Raw genomic sequence first — 11,802 nt, forward strand, 5'->3', positions numbered from 1 at the left:
GACAACCGCTCGGGCGGTGCGCCGGGTGGCGACCGTCGCGAGGGTGGTTTCCGGGGTGGCGACCGCGACGGTGGCTTCCGTGGTGGCGAGCGTCGTGAGGGTGGTTTCCGCGGCGGTGACCGCGAGGGTGGCTTCCGTGGTGGAGACCGCCGTGAGGGTGGTTTCCGCGGCGGCGAGCGCCGCGAGGGTGGCTTCCGTGGTGGTGACCGTGAGGGCTTCCGCGGCGGTGACCGTCGTGAGGGCGGCTTCAGCCGTGACGGTCGGACCGGTGGCGCACCCGGCGGTGACCGGCGGGACGGCGGTTTCCGGGGTGGCGACCGCGATGGTGGCTTCCGGGGCGGTGACCGTCGTGAGGGCGGCTTCGGCCGTGACAGCCGGCCCGGCGGTGACCGTCGCGAGGGTGGCTTCCGTGGCGGCGAGCGTCGTGAGGGCGGGTTCCGTCGTGACGACCGCTCGGGCGGTGCGCCGGGTGGCGAGCGTCGTGAGGGTGGTTTCCGCGGCGGTGACCGCGAGGGCGGCTACCGGGGTGGCGACCGTCGTGAGGGCGGCTTCGGCCGTGACAGCCGGCCCGGCGGTGACCGTCGCGAGGGTGGCTTCCGTGGCGGCGAGCGTCGTGAGGGCGGGTTCCGTCGTGACGACCGCTCGGGCGGTGCGCCGGGTGGCGACCGTCGTGAGGGTGGTTTCCGCGGCGGCGACCGCGAGGGCGGCTACCGGGGCGGCGACCGTCGCGAGGGCTACGCCGGTGGTGAGCGTCGCGAGGGTGGCTTCCGTGGCGGCGAGCGTCGTGAGGGCGGGTTCCGTCGTGACGACCGCTCGGGCGGTGCGCCGGGTGGCGACCGTCGTGAGGGTGGTTTCCGCGGCGGCGACCGCGAGGGCGGCTACCGGGGCGGCGACCGTCGCGAGGGCTACGCCGGTGGTGAGCGTCGCGAGGGTGGTTACCGGGGCGGGCGTACCGAGCGGGACGGGGATCGCCGTGGCTTCGGTGACCGGCCGGAGCGGGACGACCGCCGGACGGGTGGCTACGGCCCGCAGCGTGAGCGCCAGGACGAGCGTGGCGAGGGACGTACCGGTGAGGCGCCGGATCTGCCGGACGAGGTGGTCGCGGCCGATCTCGACTCGACCGTCCGGGCGGAGCTGCTCTCGCTCGCCAAGCCGGTGGCGGAGACCGTCGCGCGGCACCTCGTCGCGACCGGCCTGGTGATCGACGACGACCCGGCGCTGGCGCTGGCGCACGCCATGGCGGCGCGCCGGCTCGCCTCGCGTATCGCCGCGGTGCGGGAGGCGGTCGGGCTGGCCGCCTACCACGCCGGGGAGTGGCAGACGGCGATCGCCGAGCTGCGGACGTACCACCGGATGACCGGCCTGCAGAGCCACCTGGCGGTCCTGGCCGACTGTGAGCGGGCGCTGGGCCGGCCGGAGCGGGCGATCGACCTGTTCCGCGGCGCGGACCGGGAGAAGCTCGACCAGGCCGTCGCCGTCGAGCTGCTGATCGTGGCCGCCGGCGCGCGGGGTGACCTGGGGCAGAAGGACGCGGCCGTGGCGATGCTGCAGGTCCGTGAGCTGACCGCCGAGTCGACCGAGCCGTGGGCGGCACGGCTGCGCTACGCGTACGCGGACGCCCTGCTCGCGGTGGGCCGGCGGGAAGAGGCCCGGGAGTGGTTCTCCCGGGCCGCCGACATCGACTCCGAGGGTGAGACCGACGCCGCCGAGCGGCTGCTGGAACTCGACGGCGTGCTCATCGAGGGCGACGACGAGGACGAGGAGCCGGAGGGCGACGGGGATGCTTCCGCCCCGTCGGTCGCCGCCGGCACCGACGGCCCCGCAGAGGACGAGGACCGCCGGGACAGCGACGTCGACGAGGACGACGACCTCGACGAGGACGACGACCGGGACCGCGACGCCGCCGACGACGACGACCGCGCCGACGACGACCGCGACGACGACGACCGCGACGACGACGACCGCGACGACGAGGACGGCGACGACCTCGAGGACGACGAGCGCCTGGATCGGGGCGGCGACGAACGGCCCGCGATGGCGAGCGCCGGTGACGCGGCTCGGGCCGGGTACCGGGACCGCGACGCCGGCGACCTGGCCGACGACGAGCTGACCGACGCCGAGGCCGGCTCGCTCGCCACCGGCGACCGGGAGCGACAGTCGACCGAGGACGCCCCGGCCGGCGCCGGCCGGACCGCCGACACCCACCCGGGCGGGGACCAGACCGGCGACAGCCAGGCCGGCGACGTCCGGGCGAACGACGTCCGGTCCGGCGGGGACGAGGCGGCGGAGCGCCGATGACCGGGAACGCCGGGGACGGCGGTGCGGATCGCGACCGCGCCGGGACCGACGGGCGGCTGGTCGACGGGTACGCCCTCGTCGCGTTCGACCTCGACGGGGTCATCTACCTGATCGACCGGCCGATCCCCGGCGCGGTCGAGGCGGTCGGCCGGCTGCGGGCGGAGGGGCGGGCGGTCGCGTACGCGACGAACAACGCCTCCCGCCGCTCCAGCGAGGTGGCCGACCTGCTCACCGGCATGGGGGTGCCGGCCGAGCCGGCGGAGGTGCTCACCTCCGCGGCCGCCACCGCCGAACTGCTCGCCGACCGGCTCCCGGCCGGCGCGCCGGTGCTGGTGGTCGGCGCGGAGGCGTTGCGGGCCGAGCTGCGCGCGGTGGGCCTGCGGCCGGTGTCGACCGCCGAGGAGCAGCCCGCCGCGGTGGCCCAGGGGTACGGGCCCCAGGTGGGCTGGTCCGACCTGGCCGAGGCGTCCCTGGCGGTACGTGCCGGCGCGCCCTGGTACGCCACCAACACCGACCGCACGCTGCCCAGCCCGCGCGGACCGCTGCCCGGCAACGGTTCACTGGTGGCGGTGCTGCGCACCGCGCTCGACCGGGACCCGGACGTGGTGGTGGGCAAGCCGGAGCCGGCGCTGTTCGCGACCGCGGCGCGCCGGGCCGGAACCGGTCGCACCCTGGTGGTGGGCGACCGGCTGGACACCGACATCGAAGGCGCCCGCCGGGCCGGCCTGGACAGCCTGCTGGTGCTGACCGGGGTCAGCGACGCGGCCGAGCTGCTGGCCGCGCCCGAGTCGCGCCGGCCGGCGTACGTCTCCTTCGACCTGGCGGGGTTGTTCGAGCCGGAGGCCATGGCGGCGGTGCCCGGCCGGCCGCGGACCGGCGGCTGGTCGGTGACCGAGGCCGGCGGGGAGCTCACGCTCGACGGCGCGGGCCGGCCGTTGGACGCGCTCGCGGCGCTGTGCGCGGTGGCCTGGTCGACGTCGGCCGGCGCCCGGGTGCGGGCCGCGTCGCCGGCGGCGGCGGAGGCGCTCGCCGCGTTCGGTCTCGGCGGCTGAGCGGCGCGCCCCCCTCAGAGCAGCTTGCGGAGCTTCATCAGGTCGAACGGGTTCGCCTTGACGGAGACCCGCCGGGAAGCCACCGCCGACATGATGTCGAGCTTGCCGTGCACCAGGGCGAGCAGGTCGTCGCTGCCGATGCTCAGCGCGATCTTCGCCTTCGGGTCGTCACCGTCGCTCAGGCCGAGCAGCCGGCCACCCTCGAGGCGGCCGTGGAAGGCCGTGTCCAGGTCGGTGATCCGGCAGGCCAGCGTGCGGTCGAGATCGATGCGGCCCTGCGCCTCGACGTGCCGGTCGAGCCGGTCGGCCAGGTCCTGCAACGCCTGCCGGCAGTCGTCCACGCTGGCCACATCGTCTCCTCACCACGAGCCGTACCGTTCCCGGCACCGTACCGCAACGGTGCGTCCCGGGTGCCCGGTAGCGTGGCACCTGCACACCCCGCCCCGCGGAAGGAATCAGGCATGCAGGACGCGTGGCGCGCCTACCTCGAGCTGGCCATGGGCCTGACGGAGGCGCCCCGGAAGAAGGCGCAGGACGCGGTGAAGCGGGCCGTCGGCCAGGGCGGCGTGACGGCCGGGCAGCTCCAGGCGCTGGCCGAGGAGCTGGTCGCCACCGGCCTGGCCAACCGGGAGGCGCTGACCAAGCTGGTCCGCTTCGAGGTCGACCGGGCCCTGGGCGCGGTCGGGCTGGCCACCGCCGACGAGGTCGCCGAGCTGACCCGCCGGGTGCACGACCTGGAACGGCAGCTGCGTGCGGCACGCACCGTCCCCGCGCCGGCCGCCGGGTCGTCCGAGTCGGCCGGGGTGGACGCGGCAGCAGCCGGGTCAGGGAGTCGGCCGGAGCCGGGGAGCCGGGCAGAGCCCGCGCCGGGCGGTGCGCCCGGCGGCCGGCCCGCGACGAAGGCGGTGGCGAAGAAGGCGGTGGCGAAGAAGGCGGTCGCGAAGAAGGCGGTCGCGCGGAAGCCCGCCGCGACTGTCGCCCGGACGCCGGCGGACCAGTCGCCCAGCGTGCCGTCCGGGCCGGCGAAGAAGGCCGCCGGTGGTCGGACGGGCACCCCGTGACCGCGCCCTACCGTCCCGGCCCACCACCACGCCCGGGCCCGCCTGCGGGCGCGCGCCCCGGACCGCCGCCCGGGATCCGGCCGGCGCCGGTGGAGGAGGTCGGCGCGGCGTCGCATCCGGCCGTGGACGCCGCGGTGCAGGGCATGGCCAACGCCGAGACGCTCGCCCCGGCGGACCAGATCGCCCAGTACGAGGCGGCGTACGAGACGTTGCGCGAGACCCTCGCCAGCATCGACCAGGCCTGAGCAGAGGCGGAGAACGGACACCGATGGCTCGTCGTACCCGGCTGGACGCCGAACTCGTCCGGCGTGGTCTGGCCCGCTCCCGCGAGCAGGCCGCCGCGCTGGTGGAGGCCGGCCGCGTCCAGCTGCGCGGAGTGCCCGCCCGCAAGGCCGCGGCCATGGTCGACCCGGCCGACCCGTTGCTGGTCACCGGCGAGGACCCGGCGGCGGAGTACGTGTCGCGCGGCGGTCACAAGCTGGCCGGTGCGCTCGCCGCGTTCGCCCCCGGCGGGCTGACCGTGACCGGGCGGCGCTGCCTGGACGCGGGCGCCTCCACCGGCGGCTTCACCGACGTGCTGCTGCGCGCCGGCGCGGCCGAGGTGGTGGCCGTCGACGTGGGCTACGGGCAGCTCGCCTGGCCGCTGCGCACCGACGGGCGGGTCCGGGTGTTCGAGCGCACGAATGTGCGTACCCTCACGCCGGAGGCGATCGGCGGCCCGGTCGACCTGACGGTGGCCGACCTGTCGTTCATCTCCCTGCGGCTGGTGCTTCCGGCGCTGGCCGCCTGCACCGGTGCGGACGGTGACCTGGCCCTGATGGTCAAGCCGCAGTTCGAGGTCGGCAAGGAGCGGGTCGGCGCCGGTGGCGTGGTGCGCGACCCGGCCCTGCGCGCCGAGGCGGTGCTCGACGTGGCCGCCGCCGCCGCGCGGATCGGTCTCGGCCTGGCCGACGTGGCGGCCAGCCCGCTGCCCGGGCCGAGCGGCAACGTCGAGTTCTTCGTATGGTTGCGCCGGGACGCGCCGGCCGCCGACCCCGACCGCGTCCGCGCGGTGGTCGCCGCCGGCCCGCAGGGTGCCGCCGACACGGCGGCCACGACCGAGGAGGTGTCCGGGTGAGTCGGACCGCGCTGCTGGTGACGCACACCGGCCGTCGACGCAGCACCGAGCACGCCCGCGCGGTGGCCGCCGACCTGATCTCGAACGGATTCGAGGTACGGGTGGTCGCCGAGGAGGCGGACGACCTCGACCTGCCCGGTGTGGTGCCGGTGACCGGCCCGGAGGCGGCCGAGGGCGCGGAGATCGTCTTCGCGCTCGGCGGGGACGGCACGTTCCTGCGCGCCGCCGAGCTGGCCCGCCCGGCCAAGGCGCCGCTGCTCGGCATCAACCTGGGCAAGGTCGGCTTCCTGGCCGAGGCGGAGATCAACGACCTGGACACCGCGGTGCGGGACGTGGTCGGTCGCAACTACACGGTGGACGAACGCCTCACCCTGGACGTGACCGCCGAGTTCGACGGCGGGCCGACGATCGAGTCGTGGGCGCTCAACGAGATCAGCGTGGAGAAGGGCGAGCGCGCCCAGATGCTGGAGCTGCTCGTCGACGTGGACGGCCGGCCGCTGTCCCGCTACGGCTGCGACGGCGTGGTCTGCGCGACCCCGACCGGCTCCACCGCGTACGCGTTCTCCGGGGGCGGGCCGGTGGTCTGGCCCGAGGTGGAGGCGCTGCTGCTGGTGCCGATCAGCGCGCACGCGCTGTTCAGCCGCCCGCTGGTGACCGCGCCGACCTCCACGTTCGCCATCACCGTCGACCCGTTCACCACGCTCGCGGTGCTCTGCTGCGACGGCCGGCGGGTCTACGACCTGCCGCCCGGCGCGCGGGTCACGGTGCGCCGGGGCGCGCTGCCGGTGCGCATCGTCCGGCTGCGGGCACGCCCGTTCACCGATCGGCTGGTGGCCAAGTTCGGCCTGCCCGTGCAGGGCTGGCGCGGCAGCCGGCGCTGACCGGCGCCTCAGCCGGAACCGGGTCGGCGGGCGGGCGCGCGTTACGGTGGGCGCACGGGCCGCGTCGAGGTGAGTCCGGGCGTGGCGGTGAGGCCCGCCGTTCCCGGACGACGCGCGGCCCGTGGGTCGCGGATCCGACCAGGGGGTGGTCGGGTCGCGACGGGTCGGGGCGCCGGAGCGTCGCGGCCGGCCGCGGCAGGCGGACCGGCGCGCCGTGCCCGGTCGGGTGTCGACCCCGGTCGGGCCGCCAGGTCGACGAGCCGCCGCCGGAGGAAGCGGCGGCACGCGAGCTGGGCGACGTCCGGTGTCCCCGACCACCCGAACGGCGGTGTCCGCCCGGCGGCGGGCGCCGTCGCGGGTGGACCGTCGGCTCCCCGCCGATCCGCACCGGCCACCGTGCCGGCTGGTCAACTGTCACCCGGCGGGGCTACTGTCGGGTGCTGTGCTGGAAGAGCTGCGCATCACCGGACTGGGCGTCATCGAGGACACCACCCTGCCGCTGGCCGGGGGGATGAACGTCATCACCGGCGAGACCGGCGCCGGCAAGACCATGGTGGTGACCGGCCTCGGTCTGCTCTTCGGCGGCCGGGCCGACGCCGGCCGGGTGCGGGCCCAGCCGGGTCGCGCGCTGGTGGAGGGGCGACTGCGGCTGCGCGGCCGGGTGGCCGAGGCGGTGCACGCCCGCATCGTCGACGCCGGCGGCGAGCCCGACGAGGACGGTTCGCTGCTGCTCAGCCGCAGCGTCACGATCGAGGGTCGGTCCCGGGCGCACCTGGGCGGGCGCAGCATGCCGGTGTCGACGCTCGGCGAGGTCGGTGAGCGGGTGCTGGCGGTGCACGGCCAGTCCGACCAGTTGCGCCTGCTGCGCCCGGCGGAGCAGCGGGCCGCGCTCGACCGCTTCGCCGGCGGTGAGCACGAGAAGCTGCTCGACGGGCTGCGCGAGACGTACGGGCGGTGGCGGGCGGTCGTCGACGACCTGGCCGACCGCCGGCGCAACGCCCGTGAGCGCAGCCAGGAGGCCGACCTGCTGCGGCTGGGCCTCGACGAGATCACCCGGGTCGACCCGCAGCCCGGGGAGGACGACGAGCTGAAGGCCGAGGCGCAGCGACTTGAGCACGCCGAGGGGTTGCGCACCGCGGCCCAGGTGGCGCAGCAGTGCGTGGCCGGCGGGGTGGAGGCGACCGACGACACCCCCGACGCGGCCGTGCTGCTCGGCACCGCCCGCCGCACCCTGGAGGCGCAGGCCGGCACCGACCCGGCGCTCGGCGAGCTGGCGGCCCGGTTGGAGGAGGCCGCCACGCTCGTCACCGATGTGGCCGCGGAGCTGTCCACCTACCTGACCGCGCTGGACGCCGACCCGGCCCGGCTGCAGACGATCTACGAGCGCCGGGCCGCGCTGCGCGCGCTGACCCGAAAGTACGCCGACGACGTCGACGGCGTGGTGGCGTGGGCGGAACGGGCCCGGACCCGGCTGTCCGATCTGGACACCTCCGACGAGCTGCTCGACGAGTTGGACCGGGAGGCGTCGCGGCTCGCCGGTGAGGTGGCCGACCTCGCCGGTCGCGTCTCCGCGTCGCGGCAGGAGGCGGCCGTGCGCTTCGCCGAGCAGGTCACGGTCGAGCTGGCCGGGTTGGCCATGCCGCACGCCCGGATCGAGGTCGCGGTGCTGCCCCGCGCGGCCGGGCGGGCCGAGCCGAGCCTGCCGGTCAACGGCGTCGAGGCGGGCGTCGGCGCGGACGGCGCCGACGAGGTCGAGCTGCGCCTGCTGGCCCACCCGGGCGCGCCGGCGCTGCCGTTGCAGCGGGGCGCCTCCGGCGGTGAGCTGTCCCGGGTGATGCTCGCCATCGAGGTGGTCTTCGCCGGCTCCGGCGGGCCGCCCACGCTGGTCTTCGACGAGGTCGACGCCGGCGTCGGCGGTCAGGCCGCGGTGGAGATCGGGCGGCGGCTGGCGCGGCTGGCCCGCAGTCACCAGGTGCTCGTGGTCACCCACCTGCCACAGGTCGCCGCGTTCGCCGACCGGCACCTGGTGGTGGCGAAGGACACTGGCGGCGCGGTGACCACCAGTGGGGTGCGGGTGGTGGAGGACACGGAGCGTGCTCGCGAGCTGGCCCGCATGCTCGCCGGTTTGCCGGACTCCGATCTGGGTATCGCTCATGCCGAGGAACTCCTGGCCGTGGCGGCCAAGGAAAGGCGTCCGTGATGCCCCGATTGTGAGCGCAAGCACACCGGGGCGCGTTCCGGTGTGCTTCCCTGGGTAGGCGGCCCTGCTCAGGCATGTCGCGACAGCAGAACCTGCCCCACATGCCAGGATGGTCACGATGCGTCTACCCACACTGCGCCGGACCCGGAACGCGGAACCGGGCACGATCCTCGGCACCGCGCGCCTCGACCGCCGGACGAAACGGCTGGTCGGCCGCCTGCGCCCCGGTGACATCGCGGTCATCGACCACGTCGACCTGGACCGGGTGGCCGCCGACTCGCTGGTGGCCGTGGGCGTCGCCGCGGTGCTCAACGCCAAGCCGTCGGTCTCCGGGCGCTATCCCAACCTCGGCCCCGAGGTGCTGGTCGCGGCCGGCATCCCACTCCTGGACGACCTCGGCGAGAGCGTCTTCGAGCAGGTGCGTGAGGGCGACCTGGTGCGCATCGAGGGCAACACCGTCTTCGTCGGCGCCGAGCCGGTGGCGCACGGCGCGTTGCAGGACGCCGAGACGGTGGCCAAGGCGATGGCCGACGCCCGGGAGGGCCTGTCGGTGCAGTTGGAGGCGTTCGCCGCCAACACCATGGACTATCTCCGCCAGGAACGCGACCTGCTGCTCGACGGCGTCGGCGTGCCGGAGATCCAGACCCAGGTCCGGGGCCGGCACTGCCTGATCGTGGTCCGGGGCTACGACTACAAGGCCGACCTGGACGTGCTGCGTCCCTACATCCGCGAGTTCAAGCCGGTGCTGATCGGCGTCGACGGCGGGGCCGACGCGCTGGTCGAGGCCGGCTACACCCCCGACATGATCATCGGTGACATGGACTCGGTCACCGACGACGTGCTGCGCTGCGGAGCCGAGGTGATCGTGCACGCCTACCCCGACGGGCGGGCGCCGGGCCTGGCCCGGGTCAACGGCCTGGGCGTGCCGGCGATCACGTTCCCGGCGGCGGCGACCAGCGAGGACCTGGCCATGCTGCTGGCCGACGAGAAGGGCGCCTCACTGCTGGTGGCCGTCGGCACCCACGCCACCCTGGTGGAGTTCCTCGACAAGGGTCGCGGCGGCATGGCGTCGACGTTCCTCACCCGGCTGAAGGTGGGCGGCAAGCTGGTCGACGCCAAGGGCGTCAGCCGTCTCTACCGGCAGAGCATCTCCGGTTCCTCCCTGCTGCTGCTGGTGCTCTCGGCGGTCGCCGCGATGGCGTCCGCGGTGGCGGTCTCCACCGTCGGGAAGGCGTACCTGGGCGTGGTCTCGGAATGGTGGGACAATTTCGTGTTCCAGCTCGGCCAGCTCTTCTAGCTCCCCCGACGATCAAGAGGCTGCAAGCGTGATCAACTTCCGCTACCACGTGGTGTCCCTGACCGCGATCTTCCTCGCGTTGGCGATCGGCCTGGTGGTCGGCACCGCCGCCCTCAACGGCCCGGTCGCCGACTCGCTCCGCGAGAACGTCAACGGCCTGCGCAAGGACAACTCGCTGATGCGCCAGTCGGTCAACAGCATGCAGAAGCAGCTGGAGACCGAGGAGGACTTCGCCGCCGAGATGGCCGAGGTCGTCCTGCCCGGCAAGCTGAACGACCGGCGGGTGGTGGTGGTCAGCCTGCCCAGCGGCCGGGACCAGACCGAGGGCGTGGTGAAGATGCTCCGCACCGCCGGCGCCGACGTCACCGGGCGCATCGACGTGCAGGACAAGTTCATCAACCCGGACAGCAACAACAACCTGCTGGAGCTGGCGGTCACCGCGGCCCGTCCGAACAGCGCGCCGACGGCCAACCTGCCGGGCAACGGGCACGGCGTGGAGACCTCCAGCGCGCTGCTGGCCAACGTCCTGCTGGACCGCCCGGCGGGCAGCGCCGCGGTCACCGAGACCGACCGGCGCGCCGTGCTCCAGCAGTACGCCACCGCCGGCTACCTCACCCCGGAGGACAAGATCTCCGGACCGGCCGAGGCGGTGGTGCTGGTGACCGGCCAGCCCTACGTGGACAAGGACTCGGCGAAGAAGGACGAGTCGGTGGTGAAGATCGCCGACATGTTCGACCGCGCGGGCGCGATCGTCATCGCCGGCATGGGCTCGACCGGCGGCAACGTGGTGGCCGTGGTCCGCGGCGACCCGACGCTGTCGCAGACCATCTCCACCGTCGACAACGCCAACACGGTGCAGGGTCAGCTGGTCACCAGCCTCGCCCTCGCCGAGCAGTTGAGCGGCAAGAAGGCCGGCCAGTACGGCGTGGGCGACAACGCCGCGTCGCGGCTGCCTAAACTGCCCCAGTGACCGCGCCGGGCCGCCGGGTCCGTGCCGCGTCGCGTCGAGAGTCCGGATCAGGAGGGGTCGCGTGAGACTGGGTCGGCTGCTGGCCGTGGGCGCGGGGGTGCTGGCCGCCCGCTACGCGCTGCGGGAGGTGCGCACGTCGCCCGCCGCGCCGGCGTTGGAGCGCACCAACTACCGGGGCCGCACCGTGACCCTGGCCGCCGGTCCGGCCCTGGCCGTGGGCGCCGCCACCGCGGGCGCGCTGGGCGCCGGAAGCGCGCCCGCCGGCGCCGCCGCGCTGCTGGCCGGTGTCGGGGCGGGCGCGGTCGGGCTCTACGACGACGTGGTCGGCGCGCGGCCGGAGCAGAAGGCCGCCAAGGGCTTCGCCGGGCACCTCGCCGCGCTGCGCGAGGGGCGGGTCACCGCCGGGATGGTCAAGGTCGCCGGCGTGGGCGCCGCCGGGCTGGGCGCCGCGGCGTTGCTCGCGGCCGACGCCCGGGTCGCCGCGCACCCGCGCCGGCGGCGCGCCGGCACGGTCGGGCGCGGGCTCGACGTGCTGCTCGGCGCCGGCGTGGTGGCCGGCACCGCCAACCTGGTCAACCTGCTCGACCTGCGGCCCGGCCGGGCGCTGAAGTCCGGCATGCTGCTCGGCGGGCCGCTGGCCGTCGGCCCCTACGGCGGCATCGCGGCGGGCGCGGTCGGCGCGGCCGCCGGGCTGGTCGCCGACGACCTGGGCGAGCGGGTGATGCTCGGCGACAGCGGCGCCAACGCGCTCGGCGCGCTGCTCGGGGTGAGCCTGGCGGCACGCACCGGGCCGCTGGGGCGCGCCGGTGCGCTGGCCGTGCTCGCCGCGCTCACCGCGGCCAGCGAGAAGGTCAGCTTCACCCAGGTGATCGCGCGGACCCCGGGGTTGCGGCACCTCGACGAGCTGGGTCGGCTCGCCGACTGAC

Annotated in this window: 11 protein-coding genes and 1 pseudogene; 10 read left to right on the plus strand and 2 right to left on the minus strand. The window is 75.6% G+C overall.

The window, feature by feature from the left end; all coding sequences use genetic code 11:
* Positions 1-1,233 (minus strand): hypothetical protein (locus GA0070213_RS31715; RefSeq protein ID WP_175441522.1); only part of this gene is annotated, 1,233 nt, incomplete at its 3' end.
* Between GA0070213_RS31715 and GA0070213_RS32340 the strand changes: the two are divergent.
* Together GA0070213_RS32340 and GA0070213_RS27010 are read left to right on the plus strand one after the other, a co-directional pair.
* A pseudogene (locus GA0070213_RS32340) lies at positions 1,156-1,762 on the plus strand (Replicase polyprotein 1ab); the annotation flags it as partial. The gene GA0070213_RS31715 and the pseudogene GA0070213_RS32340 overlap by 78 nt on opposite strands.
* 532 nt (positions 1,763-2,294) lie before the next feature.
* Complete coding sequence (locus GA0070213_RS27010) at positions 2,295-3,350, plus strand: HAD-IIA family hydrolase (protein WP_091070749.1); 1,056 nt, start codon at positions 2,295-2,297, stop codon at positions 3,348-3,350.
* Between the two features lie 14 nt (positions 3,351-3,364).
* Here GA0070213_RS27010 and GA0070213_RS27015 read toward each other — a convergent pair whose 3' ends face one another.
* Positions 3,365-3,700, minus strand: a complete 336-nt coding sequence (locus GA0070213_RS27015) for an SCP2 sterol-binding domain-containing protein (RefSeq protein WP_091070751.1) — start codon at positions 3,698-3,700, stop codon at positions 3,365-3,367.
* A 111-nt stretch (positions 3,701-3,811) separates the two neighbouring features.
* Between GA0070213_RS27015 and GA0070213_RS27020 the strand changes: the two genes are divergently transcribed.
* The 8 genes from GA0070213_RS27020 (at position 3,812) to GA0070213_RS27055 (ending at position 11,801) form a co-directional block, all read left to right on the plus strand.
* The gene (locus tag GA0070213_RS27020; RefSeq protein WP_091070753.1) at positions 3,812-4,411 is read left to right on the plus strand and encodes a phasin family protein; all 600 of its coding nucleotides are present in this window, start codon (positions 3,812-3,814) and stop codon (positions 4,409-4,411) included.
* Positions 4,408-4,656, plus strand: coding sequence for a hypothetical protein (locus GA0070213_RS32690; protein WP_091070755.1), 249 nt, complete (start codon positions 4,408-4,410; stop codon positions 4,654-4,656). Before GA0070213_RS27020 ends, GA0070213_RS32690 begins: the two co-directional genes overlap by 4 nt.
* Before the next feature lie 23 nt (positions 4,657-4,679).
* Positions 4,680-5,528, plus strand: a complete 849-nt coding sequence (locus tag GA0070213_RS27030) for a TlyA family RNA methyltransferase (protein WP_091070757.1) — start codon at positions 4,680-4,682, stop codon at positions 5,526-5,528.
* Positions 5,525-6,409 (plus strand): NAD kinase, encoded by an 885-nt coding sequence (locus GA0070213_RS27035; protein ID WP_091070759.1) that lies wholly within the window; start codon positions 5,525-5,527, stop codon positions 6,407-6,409. Before GA0070213_RS27030 ends, GA0070213_RS27035 begins: the two co-directional genes overlap by 4 nt.
* 442 nt (positions 6,410-6,851) lie before the next feature.
* The gene (recN, locus tag GA0070213_RS27040) at positions 6,852-8,609 is read left to right on the plus strand and encodes a DNA repair protein RecN (RefSeq protein WP_091070761.1); all 1,758 of its coding nucleotides are present in this window, start codon (positions 6,852-6,854) and stop codon (positions 8,607-8,609) included.
* Positions 8,610-8,727: 118 nt separating this feature from the next.
* Positions 8,728-9,906, plus strand: coding sequence for a putative cytokinetic ring protein SteA (gene steA / locus GA0070213_RS27045; protein ID WP_091070924.1), 1,179 nt, complete (start codon positions 8,728-8,730; stop codon positions 9,904-9,906).
* A 28-nt stretch (positions 9,907-9,934) separates the two neighbouring features.
* Positions 9,935-10,876 (plus strand): copper transporter, encoded by a 942-nt coding sequence (locus GA0070213_RS27050; RefSeq protein WP_091070764.1) that lies wholly within the window; start codon positions 9,935-9,937, stop codon positions 10,874-10,876.
* 61 nt (positions 10,877-10,937) lie between these two features.
* Positions 10,938-11,801 carry a hypothetical protein gene (locus GA0070213_RS27055; protein ID WP_091070766.1) on the plus strand — a complete coding sequence of 288 codons (864 nt, stop codon included), beginning with the start codon at positions 10,938-10,940 and terminating at the stop codon, positions 11,799-11,801.
* Position 11,802 lies beyond the last annotated feature (1 nt).

Origin of the sequence: Micromonospora humi (assembly GCF_900090105.1) — a bacterium.
GTDB classification, from domain to species: Bacteria; Actinomycetota; Actinomycetes; order Mycobacteriales; family Micromonosporaceae; genus Micromonospora; species Micromonospora humi.